Origin of the sequence: Viridibacillus sp. NPDC093762 (assembly GCF_050279675.1) — a bacterium.
In the GTDB taxonomy this organism is placed as follows: domain Bacteria; phylum Bacillota; class Bacilli; order Bacillales_A; family Planococcaceae; genus Viridibacillus.
Genome location: NZ_JBNNUK010000017.1, coordinates 62,584 through 78,952 on the forward strand (window position 1 = coordinate 62,584; position 16,369 = coordinate 78,952).

The 16,369-nt window shown below is 31.3% G+C and carries 20 protein-coding genes; 2 read left to right on the forward strand and 18 right to left on the reverse strand.

Features of this window, described 5'->3' with window-relative positions; genetic code table 11:
* Positions 1-78 precede the first annotated feature (78 nt).
* The 7 genes from ACQKM9_RS17380 to ACQKM9_RS17410 all read right to left on the reverse strand — a co-directional run bounded on the left by ACQKM9_RS17380 (position 79) and on the right by ACQKM9_RS17410 (position 4,008).
* Positions 79-510, reverse strand: a complete 432-nt coding sequence (locus ACQKM9_RS17380) for a DUF5348 domain-containing protein (RefSeq protein ID WP_427735641.1) — start codon at positions 508-510, stop codon at positions 79-81.
* A gap of 28 nt (positions 511-538) precedes the next feature.
* On the reverse strand, positions 539-922 hold the full coding sequence (locus ACQKM9_RS17385) for a hypothetical protein (protein ID WP_427735642.1): 384 nt from the start codon (positions 920-922) through the stop codon (positions 539-541).
* The gene (locus ACQKM9_RS17390) at positions 923-1,999 is read right to left on the reverse strand and encodes a hypothetical protein (protein ID WP_427735643.1); all 1,077 of its coding nucleotides are present in this window, start codon (positions 1,997-1,999) and stop codon (positions 923-925) included.
* Complete coding sequence (locus tag ACQKM9_RS17395) at positions 2,000-2,170, reverse strand: hypothetical protein (protein WP_427735644.1); 171 nt, start codon at positions 2,168-2,170, stop codon at positions 2,000-2,002.
* A 245-nt stretch (positions 2,171-2,415) separates the two neighbouring features.
* Positions 2,416-2,571: a hypothetical protein gene (locus ACQKM9_RS17400; RefSeq protein WP_427735645.1), complete on the reverse strand. Its 156-nt coding sequence runs from the start codon at positions 2,569-2,571 to the stop codon at positions 2,416-2,418.
* Positions 2,572-2,822: 251 nt separating this feature from the next.
* The gene (locus ACQKM9_RS17405) at positions 2,823-3,776 is read right to left on the reverse strand and encodes a hypothetical protein (protein WP_427735646.1); all 954 of its coding nucleotides are present in this window, start codon (positions 3,774-3,776) and stop codon (positions 2,823-2,825) included.
* A 37-nt stretch (positions 3,777-3,813) separates the two neighbouring features.
* The gene (locus ACQKM9_RS17410; protein WP_427735647.1) at positions 3,814-4,008 is read right to left on the reverse strand and encodes a helix-turn-helix transcriptional regulator; all 195 of its coding nucleotides are present in this window, start codon (positions 4,006-4,008) and stop codon (positions 3,814-3,816) included.
* 260 nt (positions 4,009-4,268) lie between these two features.
* Between ACQKM9_RS17410 and ACQKM9_RS17415 the strand changes: the two genes are divergently transcribed.
* Positions 4,269-4,616, forward strand: coding sequence for a helix-turn-helix domain-containing protein (locus ACQKM9_RS17415; protein ID WP_427735648.1), 348 nt, complete (start codon positions 4,269-4,271; stop codon positions 4,614-4,616).
* Between the two features lie 50 nt (positions 4,617-4,666).
* On the opposite strand, the gene ACQKM9_RS17420 is transcribed toward ACQKM9_RS17415, so the two are convergent.
* The 10 genes from ACQKM9_RS17420 to ACQKM9_RS17465 all read right to left on the reverse strand — a co-directional run bounded on the left by ACQKM9_RS17420 (position 4,667) and on the right by ACQKM9_RS17465 (position 14,674).
* On the reverse strand, positions 4,667-6,076 hold the full coding sequence (locus ACQKM9_RS17420; protein ID WP_427735649.1) for a VWA domain-containing protein: 1,410 nt from the start codon (positions 6,074-6,076) through the stop codon (positions 4,667-4,669).
* 66 nt (positions 6,077-6,142) lie between these two features.
* Positions 6,143-7,252 (reverse strand): AAA family ATPase, encoded by a 1,110-nt coding sequence (locus tag ACQKM9_RS17425; protein ID WP_427735651.1) that lies wholly within the window; start codon positions 7,250-7,252, stop codon positions 6,143-6,145.
* Positions 7,253-7,317: 65 nt separating this feature from the next.
* Positions 7,318-8,223, reverse strand: a complete 906-nt coding sequence (locus ACQKM9_RS17430) for a DUF6744 family protein (protein ID WP_427735652.1) — start codon at positions 8,221-8,223, stop codon at positions 7,318-7,320.
* A gap of 103 nt (positions 8,224-8,326) precedes the next feature.
* Positions 8,327-8,728: a hypothetical protein gene (locus ACQKM9_RS17435; RefSeq protein WP_427735653.1), complete on the reverse strand. Its 402-nt coding sequence runs from the start codon at positions 8,726-8,728 to the stop codon at positions 8,327-8,329.
* A gap of 23 nt (positions 8,729-8,751) precedes the next feature.
* Complete coding sequence (locus ACQKM9_RS17440) at positions 8,752-9,198, reverse strand: DUF4258 domain-containing protein (RefSeq protein WP_427735654.1); 447 nt, start codon at positions 9,196-9,198, stop codon at positions 8,752-8,754.
* A 584-nt stretch (positions 9,199-9,782) separates the two neighbouring features.
* On the reverse strand, positions 9,783-10,433 hold the full coding sequence (locus ACQKM9_RS17445; protein ID WP_427735655.1) for a hypothetical protein: 651 nt from the start codon (positions 10,431-10,433) through the stop codon (positions 9,783-9,785).
* Positions 10,434-10,827: 394 nt separating this feature from the next.
* Positions 10,828-12,306 (reverse strand): DNA/RNA helicase domain-containing protein, encoded by a 1,479-nt coding sequence (locus ACQKM9_RS17450; RefSeq protein WP_427735656.1) that lies wholly within the window; start codon positions 12,304-12,306, stop codon positions 10,828-10,830.
* Positions 12,307-12,599: 293 nt separating this feature from the next.
* Complete coding sequence (locus ACQKM9_RS17455; protein WP_427735657.1) at positions 12,600-13,019, reverse strand: hypothetical protein; 420 nt, start codon at positions 13,017-13,019, stop codon at positions 12,600-12,602.
* Positions 13,020-13,540: 521 nt separating this feature from the next.
* Entirely contained in the window at positions 13,541-13,975 is a 435-nt protein-coding gene (locus ACQKM9_RS17460) for a hypothetical protein (protein ID WP_427735658.1), read from the reverse strand.
* 63 nt (positions 13,976-14,038) lie between these two features.
* Positions 14,039-14,674 carry a hypothetical protein gene (locus ACQKM9_RS17465; RefSeq protein WP_427735659.1) on the reverse strand — a complete coding sequence of 212 codons (636 nt, stop codon included), beginning with the start codon at positions 14,672-14,674 and terminating at the stop codon, positions 14,039-14,041.
* 504 nt (positions 14,675-15,178) lie between these two features.
* On the opposite strand from ACQKM9_RS17465, the gene ACQKM9_RS17470 reads away from it, so the two are divergent.
* Positions 15,179-15,493: a hypothetical protein gene (locus ACQKM9_RS17470; protein WP_427735660.1), complete on the forward strand. Its 315-nt coding sequence runs from the start codon at positions 15,179-15,181 to the stop codon at positions 15,491-15,493.
* An 81-nt stretch (positions 15,494-15,574) separates the two neighbouring features.
* On the opposite strand, the gene ACQKM9_RS17475 is transcribed toward ACQKM9_RS17470, so the two are convergent.
* Positions 15,575-16,138: a hypothetical protein gene (locus ACQKM9_RS17475; RefSeq protein WP_427735661.1), complete on the reverse strand. Its 564-nt coding sequence runs from the start codon at positions 16,136-16,138 to the stop codon at positions 15,575-15,577.
* Positions 16,139-16,369 lie beyond the last annotated feature (231 nt).

Sequence of the window (16,369 nt, forward strand, 5' to 3'; positions counted from 1 at the left end):
TAAAAAAAGCGTTCACTTTTAGAACAAAAAAAAGCGAACCCATATTCAGATTCGCTTTTGATTAGTCAAATATAAAATTTAGCCTTTTAAACGGGCTTTCTTGCCATCTAACTTCATGTATGGATTATCATACAATCTATAGTCTCCATCAATAAGTTCTAATCGTGTTAAATAGTAATAGCCACCGTCTATTAACTTTTCATCATCTAGCCAAATTTCAATTGTAATACCGCTTGATAATTCAATTCCATCTAAATCAAAGCGTTCATTTTGCTTTTTCTTTAGATACCCCTCAACCAAAACATCTTTGTTTGCATTTTCAATGAGTCTGATTGAATTTTCTAGTTGATTAGCTACATTTTGCATTGAAAAATACAATGAAAGTTCGTCAGCAGTTAGTTCACTTATACTCGTTACTTCCTGTAGAACATTAAATACACCCACTAAATGTTCTAAGCTCCCTTTTACCTTCTCAAACTCTTTAAATACTACCGATACATTTTTCTCCATCTTTATACACCCCTTATGGTTAGGTTATTTATAAGCCCCCAAAAGCCAACATAAAGGCTTCTGCTGAATCGGATACTGCTTCGTCTTCTTCAGTAATTTGTTCTTCCACTTGGATTCCTGATAAGGGATGAACATGTAAATTCTCTAATTTAGCCATAATCAAATTAAATTGTTGTTCCTGGGTTTTCTTTATTTGTTCTATTTCTACTTGTAATCCAGTTGAATCAATATCCGTCTTCATATGAATATTTCCAGTTAAAAAGTCAGCTCCCACTTGCTGTTGTGCAAATGAGAGCATGTTTCTAACAATTCGACTTTTTGTTTTTCTCGGCAAATTGTTTAAATAATCTATTAGCATAGCATCTTCTTCATATTTTAGACGAATAGATAAATGACAATCTTTTTCGCTCATTTAGATCACTTCTTTTTTTCTAATAATGGCTTTTCCAAGTCGTAAATATCCTATTGCATTTGCAAAATGATATTCCTCGATTTTAGTAAGATCCCCATTGAAATACGGGTTTAAGTAGTTTATGAAATCGGAACCACCACCACCTGCTACAAAGATTTTATCGAACATATCACTTTCACCTTTCCAAACCTGGTTAAGCTTATCGACAATATTCTTTGTGATGGACTTCTTTGTACGTTCCAGTTCGTCTTTAAATGGAATATACTCATTTTTGTATCTCACTGGTTCCCCAAATAATGCCTTATTCTCTAATTGATACTCTCTTAACTCTGTACCGCCTGTTTTTCCTTTAAAATATGTTTTTAATGCATTTCGTAAGTCGATAATACCTTTTTCATGAGTACCGCTTTGCTTCATGCGTGGAACTATTGAACCGTTCTTCTGCACTTCAACAACTATGTAATCTGTTGTACGGAAACCAATATCGATAAGAGCAAGCACATTACCTTTTCTCATTAATTCAGGGTAAGTATACTTCCCTTCATGGTTAATGAGAGCTGCCATTATTGCAGATGCGCCTTGCGGAAAGACCAACGTTTTTTCGATATTATTACTTATCTTTTGTCCTTTTAATCCACCACTTAACCACTCAATAGTAGATTGAACGCCAGTAAATGTATTAGCAAACTTTGCTTGTGTCGAATAAAAATCTAATGGAAGTCCAGTGAATAAATAAATTTTATCACTTTTACCATCTGATACTAATTGAATCGCAACATTAATTAGTATTTTCGTTAATTTATCATTGTATCGGTCTTCTTTTGTGAAATTACGAGTAACACCTTCTGATTGTTCGGCTGATTTACCAACTAAATAGATTTGATTATCAACTTTGATACTCATATTATCTATATCAGCTGTTTCACCAAAGCCAATACCTTCCGTTTCATTGGATAATTGGCTCTCATAACCTTCACCAATTAACGATGGAAAAATAATGCGCTTTCCAGTTGATGAAATAGCTTTTAAATATCCGTAACCAAAGTCTATTGATACATATTCAACTGTTTCCGACATTTATATATCCCCCTTATTTTCATTTTTATTGTTTGTAATCTCTAAAGCTTGATCTAATAGATACAAAATAGCTTGTGTACGTGTTGAAAAGCTCGTCTGCTCTTCTTTATACGTGTCTATTTTCTTTAATAAGCTAGGTGGAAAATTGACTAAAACAGATACTTTTTTCATACAACCACCTCTTTATATTGTTGGAGCTATATACTTTTTATATAACTTTTATATAAAAATATAATAACACTCTTTTCTGCTTTTTTCAATAAAAAGCAGAATTTTTCTGCGTAATAATCAAAAAACAACGGTATGAATGGGACTTTAGCATTTTTTAATTTTCCTTTTTATCTTGATTAAAACCTTAATTTTTCTATCTATTTAAAATCTTAATCAAAATAAAAAGCCCTAAAATGGGCTTTTAATTATATTTTAGAACTTAAGTTAGATAATGTTTCGGAGAATACTTTCATTAAGCTTTCGCCTACACCTTTAAACGCATCAGGGAATAAAGCGTATAGAACTACAAAGATAGCTAATGCAATTAACATTAATGTCATTGAAGTTGAAAATCCTTCCATTTTTTCGCACCTCCTACTGGTTTAATAATTTGGCATGGCTACGCCACCCCAACTCCAAACACTTATAGTGTTTTTTTCAGGCATTTTGCTACATATAGATGACAATTACACAAAATTTTCATCGCTAACCAAAATGCTTAACCTGCACAGTGTCTTTTATCGTTCAGGTTTCCCATTATAGCGATTCATCTTTTCATATTTCGAGTTCTTAATATCTAGATAGATAATTCCTTTGTTTGCTAGGTACTTCTTCATTCAATAGCACCTTCTTTCAGGAGCGATTGAACATCATACAAACTATTTAATAAATCTCTTATATTTAAATTGGGTACAGTTAATTTAAAATCTTTAAATTGGTTATAGATTTTGCTTGTTAGTTTCAAATAGACTTTTGTTTTATGAACGAATATCTCACATCTAAGAAAAGTGCTTCTAAATAGAGCGTACTTTCTAGTAGCCGACTTAAAAAGCCCATTGATTTTATTAATAATCGTAGGTACACTTTCTAATTCTCTCTGTTTTCTAACAAGATTGTCGTACATAACCAATAAGTCTTTTTCTTTTTTTGTCCCAATTAATTTATTTGCTTTCTCAAGCAAGTTTTTACGTTTAACATCGCTATTTTGTGTTTCGTTTTCAACTTCTCCTAGCTCAATAACACATTCACTCGTTAGGTCTAGTTTAGAGAAAAATTCGTCTATTTCTGATTTGGGCACTTCATTTCTATTCGGAATACCTACAACATTAGGGATTGACTGAATTACATGATATAGTGCATTATCTATACAAGCGACCATTTCTCTTACTTCAATCAGAATATAACCTTTAATAACACTACTCATAGTGTGTGATTTTGCCTTTTGGCTTTTAACTTGTTTTGTTAGCAATTTAATTTGTTCACGATATGAGCCTAAAAGTTCAAAAGAATCAAGATCGTTTTGCTTTATTTTAAGTTGCTCATAAGCAACTCGTAAGTTATTTAAACCTGCTTGTAGATTTTTAAGATCTACATAGCTTCTAAGATCGTTATCACAAACTTTTTTATTGGTATCTACTTCATTTTCTTGAATTTGTGTAAAGGTTTCAGCTGCATAGATAGAATTAATTGTCACATTCTTTATAGGTGTTTCGTTAATTTTACGTTGCAACATATTTTTAACCATAATTTCGCAACCAGTTCTAACTTGAACAACAAAATAAGACATGTTTCACAGCTCCTTTTCACATTTTTTTGAAGTAGTATTAATCCCTATAAAATAGTGTCCAATCTAAGGTTAAGATACTTGCAATTTTCTTTGACACTTTAGGACGAGGTGTTCTTTTGTTATTTTCAATCAAGGAGTAATAACTTCGGCCAATGTCGGCTTCTTTTGCCAACGTTGCTTGCGTATAGCCTTCATCAAGGCGCTTATCTATAAGCCACTGACGTAGTGCCATGCATATACCCCCTTGCTTATTACTAAATACAAATCCAACGTTACTCTCTGTAACATTGGTATATATTTAATTTAAAGCAAAATTTATCTGCTGTCAAACCATTTTAGCATAAAAATTCTGCTTTAATTATTTAGCAAATTCAAAAATGCAGAAAATATAGTGTTTTTATATAAAATTTATATATTTTTTTGCCTACAACTTATCTTTTTCAGAAATTAAAAGTTATAATAACTACATAAAGTGTAAGAGGAGCGTTTAAAATGAAATTTAATGAAAGATTAAAAAAACTGCGTACTGATCGTTCTTTATCGCATGAAGATATTGCTGAATTACTTGGCATGCGTAGACAGTCTTATGCTTATTTAGAATCTAAAGTTGATGATAAAAAGGCTGAAACAATAATTAAGTTAGCTTCATTTTATAATGTCTCTACTGATTACCTATTGGGTGTTTCTGATTTCCCACAACCATTCTCAAATGAAGAACAAAAGCTCTTAAATGACATCGTAGATGATGATTTAAAAGAATGGATTACAACTGAATTGAACAACTTTTCTAAAGAAGATTTACAGAAATTACGTGTTCTTTGGGATTTAATGAATAAGTAGACACATTAGAAAACAAACAATGAAAGAGGGGAGTTCTATACCCCTCTTTTTTATATTTCAAATGCTTCAAATGCTGCATCATCCGTAAAGTTTGTAATTTTAACCACTTTATCTGAAACTTTTTTTAAAGCCATATCATTCTCATTTTCTCCTATTATTAGCGACAGCATTCTTGCTTCTTTCTTTTCTTTAAATGCATTAAAGTTTTCAACTGTATATTCATCTAAACTTGCTGAACCATCTGTAATAAAAATAATATCTGCCTTACTATAAGTACTTTTACTAATTATTGATTGCACCAAGTTTAAAGGCTTTTTAAATTCTGTTCCTCCATCAATAAAAGATGAAGCGAATTTACCTAGTTCCACACTGCTTATTTTGCCTTTCGGATATTCAGTAGAATACGCAACACTACTAAATGGCACTATAGCAAAATCTCTTTTCTGCATTTTAGCCACCATCATGAGTGCTAAAGTAAACCCTTTTGATATTTCTTTCATTTTCTTCATTGAACCCGATTCATCTAAACAGACAACGATAGGCCCTTTTCCTAACTGCTCTTTTCCTTTTCGGTCATACATAAGCGTTTGCTGTTCTGCATACCTTCTTAGAAAATCTAGCCTTGTCAGTTTGCTACTATACATGAGTAATTCTGCAGGTAACATATTTTCAATATCATTACCAACCGTTATCCCATTTCTGCTTAACGATTCTTTATGCTTACTCTTCTGCTTTTTTCGTGCAATTACTTTAAATCTTCCAGCCCAATCAGCTATCTTTTTTAAATTCGGCTTCCTTTTAATTAACTCCGCTAGTTTTATCTGTTCTTCGAAAGGAACATTAGCCAATTGAGGTTTACCATTTCCGGCATTATATCCGAACAAATCCTCAACCTTTTTCTTTTGTTCTGTAGCTTCATCACAAGCCTTTTGAAAAGCACTTGCTATTCCTTCACCATTTTGATTAACAGCATCTTCCAAAGCCTGTTGTAGTGCTTGTTCAGCGTTTCTAACACGCTCTGCTTTCCCTTTACCTTTTGATTGTTGCTCTTCTTGTAATTTCTCCATTTTCTCTTTCAATTCTTCATTTGTCTTTTGTTCTTCTTTTATCCAATCACTTACCTTTTCAGAAAAACGGATTGAAGATAGGGCTGACATAAGAGAATCTAGTTTTGTTGATGGACGTATCTTTTCGTAAAATTCATCACTCATAATTCGGTCTATCATTGCTCTATTCCCTTCAAGACCTTTGGATGCTTTATCGCATAATTCAGGACTCGTTTTAAAAAGTGAAGCCCATATATCCCCCATAAGTGCATCGAAATTTGACATAGATGCTTTTTTTTCTATAATTTTTAATTCATCCGATTTCTCTCTTAACGAATTATATTTTCTACGATCATATGAATCCGTATTTAAAACGGAGTTGTTTTTTATTTGTTTACGTCTTTTAACTACCATTGTTATCTCTCCCTGGTCTCTTTTTAAAAAAAATAAAGTTGAGGACTAGTAGCCCCCAACTTTTGATTAAATCCCTGTCAATGTAAGATCAACAATCTCACGTTGTATTGTTTTAATGCTCTCGATTACTATTTCTAATTCTGCAGAGCGTTTTGGATATTGTACTTTCAATGCATCAAACGACTTTAGAATGTCTTTCATTTTCGCAGTCGCTTCAATAACTGATTCTGTACTGTTATTTGATTTTACAGCTTTTTGAATCTCCAAAACTTCTTTTGTTCTCTCTTCAATCGCAGCTTGTACACTATCTACAGAGTAACGTTTTACAATCTCCGCAGTTTTATCTTTTTGTTCTGCATTCTCCCATAGGCTATTAGTAAGAATCGAAATATCATTAACTGATACAATATTTCGACCTTCTAAGTATGCTCTTGCTTGTAATACAGAAAGTGATTGTTTAAATCGTCTATCAGATGGTGTAATTCCTTCATCTCTTAGTTCTTCTCGAATTATAGCCAATGATTCATAGACATCGTCAGGTATCTGAATCATATCTACTGCGAATTGAGCCATTTCAAGATCTTCCATAGTCATACTTGGAATAGTTGCAGTTACACCCTTATTCTTAAGCATTTGAGTAAAACTATTACTATCTTGGATATACCCTACTTCAAAACGTAATAAAAAACGGTCAAATAAAGCTTCTAATCCTTCCCCTTCTTCGGGATATTCATTAGATGCTCCTACTACAGACATTAAAGGCACTGGTGTTGGTTGACCATCATTGTAAAATACACGTTCATTGATGATTGTTAATAAAGCATTCAAAATAGCTGAATTGGCTTTAAATATTTCATCCAAAAATGCGATTTCCGATTCAGGCATTTTACCACTCACATTACGTTTGTAGACACCTTGTTCTAAGTCTTTTAGTGATAAAGCTCCGAATAACTCTTCAGGTGTACTAAAGCGAGTTAGTAACCACTGAAAGTAATTACTACCATCTATGATTTTTGAAAGCTCAGAAGATAACATTGATTTACCTGTACCTGCAGCACCGATTAATAAGATGTGTTGACGGGCTAGTAATGCAACCAAAAGTCCTTCAATTTCAGCTTCTCTTTCAATAAATTTATTATTTAAGTAGTTTTGAATATCTTTAAATGTATTTGTCATGTGTAATCTCTCCGAATCATCGTATTTTTTTATAAAAGAATCAATCTAATTTTTATAATCAAATGCTATTTAACACGCATATCATTTAACATTCTTTCAGTTGCAGCTTTCGCTTGGAGTACCTTCTTTTCTAATTCATCTTTATTAGTGAAAAGTTCCTCACGATAGTTTTTATAGCCCTCAATAGTATCGTTTGCCATTTTCACAAGTTCGACAAGCTGTGATTTTCTTAAATCACGACCATTTTCAGCAGCTTCTAATATTTCGTCTGCTTGATCGATCAATTTTTTATTAATCATATTCTTGTTTTCCTGTGAATCGACAACAGCTACTTTAAATCCCTCACTATCTTTTAAGCCATTACATAAAGCTATTAGGTTGTTCAAATTCTCTCTTTGAGAAATTGGAACAAAATAAATACCGCCATTCGGACGTACAGGTGTAGGAGCCATCGATTTTAAAATCGCTGTAATCATTACACGTAAATGCTGTGCTGAATGGTAGTCTTTATATGAATGGAATTTTTCATTAATATCTTGAATCATAGATAAGACCACTGAATCATTTTGGTTTTCTGTAGTGAGCGTTTTAGTCGCTTTATCCAAACGTACAACTCCTGATTGTGAATCATAGTCTAACCGTTTACCGTTTTGGTCTACAGTTTCCACCACAATATTACGCTGTATCATATCTTTATCTGAATAAACTTCACGAATAATATAATTTTTATAAACGCCAGCTACATTTGTTGCTTTTTTGCATTCGGCTTCTTTTGTCGCTCTTCTAAAAGCATCAACAGACCGAATTTCTTTTGGCATAAATGCTACATCAATACCGCAATCTATAACTAATTCCTCTAATTCTTTGCGATTAATTAATTGTTTGCCTACGGAGTACCAAAATAAGTTACCTAGTAAGCTATCTGCATCTTGAACGTTTTGAACTGCTGTCATGTTTTTTAATAATTCCATATATATCTCTCCCTGGTTAGGTGAATTTTTATAAAAAAAACGCGCTGATATGTATTTGTACACATCAAAACACGTTCTGAATTAAGAATCAATCTATTTTTAGTTATATATCCAATTTAAGTAAATCAAAGAAATCAACCTTTTCTGGAAATGCTGTGTTGTTTTGAACACATTCTGTTAACTGGTCAATAAGAATTTCTTCAAGTAGAGATTCTACTTCCAAATTCTCATATTCACCACCACATGTACGACATAGATTACGTGGATAGTTTTCTATTGCAATTACAATAGTTTTACCACTAAAATCTATGTTTTGTTCAAAAAATGGTTTAACAGTTACACGACATTTCTCTTTGCAATATGGACAAGTCATACTATTTGGCTGACTATTGTACTCATTAATTGCACACAGAATTAATTCCTCCATTGGAATTTCATATAACGCTCGTTTTAATTTGACTCTATCTTTATTATTTTTATTTATTGTTGCTACTAAATGCTCCATAGCTGCAATTCCTTTCCTATTACTTAAAATTCATCCTCGAAATTGCAGAAACATACACGTTCATTATAGTTATCTGACCATTTCCAATGATGTGTTTGCGGATTATAAGATGTAATGACAATCCATTTATCACCTGCTAATTGGTGTATTACTACATGCAATGGATGCCTATGGTTGCCAACATACCCCATAAGAACAAGTGCAATTGGCCCATCTGTTTTATTACGCTCAATCACCCAACCATTATAGAAAACATCTAGTAAATCCTTTGTATTAACAGAACGTTCTACTTTGCGTTTCTTTAAATGGCGATCCAGGACGATTGTTGCTTCTCCGCTTTTCATTCTTTCAATAAATTTTTTGTGTTCCCGTCTTCCAATAGGAACATATTTTTCAGTTCTTTCAAGCCATGTATTTCTTTTATCTTGGCATTCCTTTGGACTTTTACAGTCGTGCTTATTTTTACACACTCTTATTCCCCTCTCTAACTGATTTTTAAAAATAAAAAAAGCCGATAAACCCAAATAAATGGATTAATCGACTTCTTTTCTATATCCAACTGTCCATAGAACAGTGAACGAACTATTTGATTTTCGGCACAAGTGCCCGTTACATTGTCCTTCAGTGGGACGTAACGAATGGTTTTATGCCAATCTCCTGACTTCTCTATAAACATTGTTTATACGGTCGGCATTTGGCTTCTTTTACATACAGAATAATCATCTAGTTCATATCCGTTAATTGCGTATGTATAAGCTAATGGTTTAAGTGTTGCTCTGCCTAATATTTTAGCGTATGAACCTATCAATGTCAAAATAATTTACCGTAAAATTTTTTTGCGTTCCGTTGAAAAGAGCAATTAGATTTGTGCTAATTCAAACAAAATCAATTCTGTTGGTACTTAGCAAAGTGGAAAGTCCTTAAACCTTTAACATATTCACAAGAATTAAATATTATAATTATAAAATACATCCCTCTTACTGTGGCGTTTACCTATTTGGTAACGCTCTTTTTTATTATATTGAAAAAATGGAGGGTATTTTTGTATACTAAGTTATTTTCCAATTCCATTAGAGCGTAACATTTCCTCTAATTCCTGTTTTATTTCCTCTTGCGTCATATCTTCAACAGGTTTATATTCACCATTCGAATTGTAGTCAGCTGAATTATTCAAATTACTATCTTCGTCAGAATCACTATCTGACGTTACGCTGTCAACATCATCTTCTAAAGCTTTCTTATTCTCTTCAGAGGCAAATAATTTATATAATTGACTTGGATAATAAAATTCCCCATCAACTGTATATCCGTCAACCGGACCACCATATTTCGGAACATCGATATCAAGTTTATTTTGCGAACTTTTTACAATGAAATGTCCGTAATCACAAGCACTACCTTCACATTTTGGGATAGGTATTTCTGCTGCAATTTTTTCTATTGCTGACTTCATTACATGATATTTCTCATATAAATTCATATTGTCGAAATCACTGTTAGCATTAATTAAAATAGTAATTTCATACTCTTTGTCTTCATTCCGCTTTTCAGGTACTTCATAAGATATTTTTTCTATGTAATCGGATAGTTCACTATCGTTCAAAAGCGATTCTATATTCTCGCCCTCAACTTTTGGTGGGGTTGATGAACAGCCAGTGAGTAATAATCCGAGTGAAAAAACAAGAAACATTAACTTTTTCAGCATTTTCAAACTCCTTTAATATGTATTAAAGGTTAATTATACCTAATTAACAGGTATATAAACATAAATTTTTAATTTATCCGTAAAATATAATAGAAAGAAAAGGTAATCATTAAATCCTACATTACTTATGCTGTTTTCTTAAAGATTGTCGCTAAACTAAATCTTGAGGGAAAACAAAAAACAGAGTTAATCTACTAATGCGTAGAATTAACTCTGTTTTTTATATTTCGCAAACCAAATCTTCAGCTAAAATATCCGTTAGTTTAAGTAGATTTCGTTTATTTTCTTTTGTTCTCCAGTCTTTCAGTTAAATCATTAAAGTCATGGACTACATCTAGTCCTTTTTATTATCAATATACATCTTTCACCCCTCATTCTTTGAGAGTCATATTAATTATTGATTTAACACTTTTACTGCTCGTAGTGCTAAGACTTTGTTATTAATGATAACGAGGGTAAGTTTTTCTTTGGTTCTCGTTGCCAACTGATAAAACATTCGCACAACATCGTAATATGAACGACATGTTGCATATAGTTTTCCCTGAGCATCATAATCAACATAATCTCCTAATGTCAAAACCACATGATTAAATTCTTGGCCAATAACTTCATGAGCGTTTAATTTTGCCTGGACATTATTATAACGTTCATATTTCCTTCGCGTTACTAGATCATCTGTAAAAATTAAGATCGTGGCTTTACCTTTTGAAGAATCTACCAATTCCTCTATATAGCTATTAGCTGTTTCGATTTCATCAAAATATAAGACTTCAATGAAATCCCTAAAATTGTAAGTAGAAGTATGATTGTGCTGACTATCAAATATCTTCTTTATAAAGTGATTAATTTCTTTATTACTCCTAATTTTACCTGTAAGTATTCTGTTTATAACTTCTGAATTTAATCCTAGTATTTGATTCGCTATATCACTTGTTTTTTCATCAAGATGTAAGTATTGTTCTGGGTCATAAGAAAAATATATTTTTATTTTATTTTCTCTAGCATACGCTGTTATATTTTGGAACTGATTTCCGGTGAGTCTCTGTGCCTCATCAATAAAAATAGCTTTAATCTCTGTTGTCAAAGATTTTCTATAATCTCTTATAGGAGTGATATTCCAACCAGATTGTATTAAATTATCATGACCGATGTTTAATTTAGCACAATGAATAATTAAGATAGAATCTCCTCTATCTTTATAGTCTTTAGCTATATCGTATAATAATAGCGTTTTTCCTGTTCCCGCTTCTCCTTTCATTGCCTTAAATAATTTACTACTTCCCTCAAATTCCTTTTTAAATCTTTGCTGTAAATCATTTAAAAAGTACTCGTTTCTTAAAAACTTTTCTGTATCATTAAATACTGAAACCAAATACTGTTTCGGATTAAAAATTTCGTTTATATCTTCCTTTTCCAAATAACTTATCCGTTTTCCTTCTAACCACTCGACGAATCCTTCAAAATCTATTACATCTAATCGATCTTCTTCGGCAATGTATTGATAAATAGAATTACTGGATTTTACATATGTGAAAGTAAAAATTTCTCTTCCTGTACTTCTTAGATAATAGTTATTCTCTTTAAGTTGCTTTTTTATTTTTTCTTCAGTACTAGTTTCTTTTAATTCAATATTAATAATAAAATCACTTGCCACTTTTAAAATATCAAATTGTTTGGATATTTGAGGTATACTATAATCATACAAATAATTGTTAAAGACATTAATCTCACTATAATTCTTCAGTATTTCCTCAACAAAACTACTTAACGTATCTAACTCTCTAATATTAGGTTTACTATCATTCAAATAGTTTCCGGCCAAGCCTTCTTTATTCATCAAATTTAAAGTTAATAAGTTGATTTTTTTTAACATGACAATGATCACTCCTAAGCTACTAATTAAAAAGCCAATAAATATATGTAACTCTTTTATTTAATTAAGTATTTGTTTTAATAACACTAGTATATTGTATATCTCTCCTTAGGTCGCAAGGAAAGTATTTATTTCACAAAGTCATCAGATGATTCAAGCACAATATAAATGCCTCCTTTTAATAAAGCTGTCTCGCTTTTTGAGAAAATAACCTTTCTACTAGATAGTATACATAAAAAATCACCCCCTCTAAGGAATCCTATAGAGATGAGATGATTTTTAAATCCAACTAGTTAATATCCAAAATAGTATTTAAGAGCTGATTTTGTCTTTTGTTCGGGAACACCCTTAGCATTATAGTATGCTAGGCTTAATCGATTGTTTTTCCCATTAACAAATTCATCATATGTACTTATACCCGTTAAATAACCTTGATTCGCCCCTTTGGAATCCAATTCACAAGAACCGCAGAACCAATACCCCCCATTAAATTGACCTTTATAGAGTGATAATCTCGTAGCTGTATTTTTACAGTAACAACAAATCGCTGAACTGAATGGCATTTCATTTAGTTTTTCCTTCAGCCCTAACATAAATTGATAATCTTTTTTATTTTGCATATCGTTACCATTCATCCATTGAAAATATTCAGGATGATTTAAAAATACCCACGCAACCGATTTTCCCTTAAATTTACCAAAAGACATATCCATAGAATTACCTCCTAGAAAATACGCTACCAAATATAAGCATACTATTTCATACAAACATATTTGACGTTTAATTTACTATTTTTATATCTATTATAAATATGTGTTATTGGACCTTTCATATGCATCAATAATCTATTCCATTCTATAAATCATCTTTCAGCCAAAATTGTTTTCCTTACATTAACTCTGAAATCATTTTAAACGTACATTGATAAGTAAACTAAAAGTTATTTGCTTTTGAGAGCTTTTTACAAGCAACAATTTTTACGTTTGTTGTCAGAAATTCACCCCATATTTGTTTGGGTATTTCGAATAATTCTTGTTTGATTTTTTAGTTTATAGTTCATAATATAGGTTTCAACTAAAAAAGCCCTCTTATTTCACATGAAATAAGAGGGCTTTTTTTAAAAATACATTAGAGTTAAAATTATTTCAATTTAATAATAATATCTTTAAACGGGTGTGCAATTTAATAGTTTCCCATAAAGCAAATTACTCCTACATACTTGTTGGAATACAAATTAATAAGTAGTATAGTCTAATAATCGTGTTCCAAAATCATCCGCTTTTTGTGTATTAGCAGCTGTATCTGTACCAAAGTAAATGTCAAAGAAATCTAACGTCCAACCCTTGTTACAGTTAACATCTCCCATATCGAAAACAGAAAAAGTATCTCTTGCTACATTATCCGGAAACATTAATAGCACAGCAGTTCTAATAGTTGTTCCTTTAGGTAATCTCGTTCCCGAACTTGTAAACTTACAGACATTGGGATGGACTGCTGCAGTATTATACAATACAGGGGTTGTTCCATGATAGGTTTTATTTCCAGATGGCGCTACATAAGCGGTTACATTTTGAGAGTAATACTTTGCAGCTAAGGTCTTTCCAAAATAGGGTTGTACAAATAGAAATGCAGAAAATAAAATAAATAGGACTGATATTTTCTTTTTCAAATTAAACTCCTCCTCTTAAGTAGATTAAATGATTCTGTATATGTTTGTTTCCTCCATCCTAAATTAATCATTAGCGCTAGTATGTCCCATATATTTACCGTTTTTTGGATTATAATAAATTTCAGCTGGTTTTCCATCTATTTCTCCATCTACACTAAGGAATATATTTTTTTCATCTCTTATAATACGAAAGTGGTATCCACTAGAAAATTGACTCTCTTTCCCAGGCTCTAACTTAAAATCCTTACTTGCTTGCTTTACTATTTGACTACTATCTATTTTTAGATAAGAGTCTTTAATTGTCTGCTCATTAGTACCTTCAATAATAAAATAACTTTTTAATTTCCCTTTTTCGATAACAAATAACAATCGACGGTCTCTATTTAGAAGAGAAATTATACCTTGCCAATTACCTTTTTTGCCGTCGTAACCACTTGCTAATTCATCATCAACACTGTTTAGAAATATCAGCTCTGATTCTTTGTCATATTTATTAGCTATTCCAAGCCCAATTCTGTATGCCTCAAGTATCGTAATTTCCTTATCTGGTAAAGAATTAAAGGTTTTATCATGATATTCTTTATTTTCTAAACTTTCATATGAAACTAATTTTTTATCTGATACTAAGTTTTTATTTACAATAATGAACATAGAAGTTATCGATATTAATAAGACTATAATAATGTATATTTTTTTCACTCAATCACGCCTTCCATCTTAAAAGAACTATTTTTTAAGATTATAGTATCAATTCTACAAATATTCACTATAACCTTCTTTATATTCAATATTTTTACATTTTATATAATAATTTGGAGTAAAGTTAAAATTAAACCCTACTGAATTTAGATTTTGCATTAACCAATTAAACACTATCAATGATTAATCAATATATTTATACAAATTTTATGTATACAAATTTTGGGAACCACTTATCTTTAAACGCTTTTTACTTGTTCTGAGAATGGTATAAACGACAACTGTAGGATTTTAACAAAAGCAGTAGAACCTAAACTAAAGGAACAAAATTTTGATATAACTTCAATTGGCGTTGATTTCCAAGAAAAAGAAATTTATTTACGCGCAAACGGTGACCAACAATATGTAAACAAAATTGAAAACAGTATTAAGAAGATCGTTTATGAAGCGTCACAACAAACAATCTTTAAAGATTATTCAATCGAAGTTTATAAGCAGATTATAGTGCCGCCTAATGCAGCTCAATTAGCATTCGAAAGAAATCAAGTATTAAATAAACTAACTACAAAAGTTCTAGAGGATCTTAAAGCTAAGGAATATGTTGAAATTGAAAATATACGTATTAGAGATAAAGATAAGAAACTACTTGTAGACATAAACACATCTATACAAAAAAACACTTTAACCAATATTAAACGAGGAAAACAAATAGAAAAAGAAATCAGGAAATCCTTAAAAGATGCTTATGCAATATCAAAGGGTAAACCTCAAATACTTGATGTTAAAATTTACAATGTCAATCAAGAAAAGTTAAACTAAAAAAGATGCCCCAGTTATAACTGGGGCATCTTTTTTCTATAATCTTTTCAACTAAAGAACCGTTCGTTGAATAAAGATTTATTAGAAATCAATAGAATTTGCTATCTGCACTAAAATTTCAGGTGTTACCCTATCAGAAACTTTCTTATCAATACTGAACATGTACTCCCAATTACCTCTTTCAAACACTAAAAAATTAAAACCTAAATATGGTTTTTCTATATACTTTGCAACACTTCCGTTATTTAGCTTGAAGGTTTTTAAAACATACTTATCACTAAATCCGATTCCAATTTTATGCTTAATAGGACGAACATCAATTTTGAAATGATTTTGAGGGAATTGGTCACTTATAAATTTAACTTCAAAAGCATCGTTTATTTCGCCATCTAAATTACTAAACCTACCAAAATGATGAGTAAAGCTAATTGGTGGTACTCTTAAAGGTAACTTAAGTTTTTGTTTAAAATTTTGTTCAAAATCGTCTAATGCATCATCTATGGTTTTGTATCCTACTTCAGTAAATATTCTCTCGAAAGATTGAGGTGTATCGTTTGTATTTCCATAAACTTGTTCTTCATTTGTTCCAAAAATTAAGAACCCTAATAAAAACACAAAAAGAGGTATACTTTTGTTCAATTTCATCACCCTAAATTTCATTTAGGTTTAGTTTGTCCATTTTAGTCGCAATAATCCTTATTCAAGTAAACTGCCCCGTTAGTTTAATAAGGAATTCGATCGCAGACGAGTTTGTATACACCATGCACATCAAGTTGACATAACGCCACTTCACGGAAGTATTTAACTCCATTACTCAATAAGAAAAAGCTGCCATGTAAAAGCAGCCGATTCTTCAACTAAAGCACACATTAGTGC

Coding starts and splice junctions, on each gene's coding strand:
- ACQKM9_RS17380 (WP_427735641.1), bottom strand. CDS start 510: ATGGAGAAAAATGTATCGGTAGTATTTAAAGAGTTTGAGAAGGTAAAA.
- ACQKM9_RS17385 (WP_427735642.1), bottom strand. CDS start 922: ATGAGCGAAAAAGATTGTCATTTATCTATTCGTCTAAAATATGAAGAA.
- ACQKM9_RS17390 (WP_427735643.1), bottom strand. CDS start 1,999: ATGTCGGAAACAGTTGAATATGTATCAATAGACTTTGGTTACGGATAT.
- ACQKM9_RS17395 (WP_427735644.1), bottom strand. CDS start 2,170: ATGAAAAAAGTATCTGTTTTAGTCAATTTTCCACCTAGCTTATTAAAG.
- ACQKM9_RS17400 (WP_427735645.1), bottom strand. CDS start 2,571: ATGGAAGGATTTTCAACTTCAATGACATTAATGTTAATTGCATTAGCT.
- ACQKM9_RS17405 (WP_427735646.1), bottom strand. CDS start 3,776: ATGTCTTATTTTGTTGTTCAAGTTAGAACTGGTTGCGAAATTATGGTT.
- ACQKM9_RS17410 (WP_427735647.1), bottom strand. CDS start 4,008: ATGGCACTACGTCAGTGGCTTATAGATAAGCGCCTTGATGAAGGCTAT.
- ACQKM9_RS17415 (WP_427735648.1), top strand. CDS start 4,269: ATGAAATTTAATGAAAGATTAAAAAAACTGCGTACTGATCGTTCTTTA.
- ACQKM9_RS17420 (WP_427735649.1), bottom strand. CDS start 6,076: ATGGTAGTTAAAAGACGTAAACAAATAAAAAACAACTCCGTTTTAAAT.
- ACQKM9_RS17425 (WP_427735651.1), bottom strand. CDS start 7,252: ATGACAAATACATTTAAAGATATTCAAAACTACTTAAATAATAAATTT.
- ACQKM9_RS17430 (WP_427735652.1), bottom strand. CDS start 8,223: ATGGAATTATTAAAAAACATGACAGCAGTTCAAAACGTTCAAGATGCA.
- ACQKM9_RS17435 (WP_427735653.1), bottom strand. CDS start 8,728: ATGGAGCATTTAGTAGCAACAATAAATAAAAATAATAAAGATAGAGTC.
- ACQKM9_RS17445 (WP_427735655.1), bottom strand. CDS start 10,433: ATGCTGAAAAAGTTAATGTTTCTTGTTTTTTCACTCGGATTATTACTC.
- ACQKM9_RS17450 (WP_427735656.1), bottom strand. CDS start 12,306: ATGTTAAAAAAAATCAACTTATTAACTTTAAATTTGATGAATAAAGAA.
- ACQKM9_RS17455 (WP_427735657.1), bottom strand. CDS start 13,019: ATGGATATGTCTTTTGGTAAATTTAAGGGAAAATCGGTTGCGTGGGTA.
- ACQKM9_RS17475 (WP_427735661.1), bottom strand. CDS start 16,138: ATGAAATTGAACAAAAGTATACCTCTTTTTGTGTTTTTATTAGGGTTC.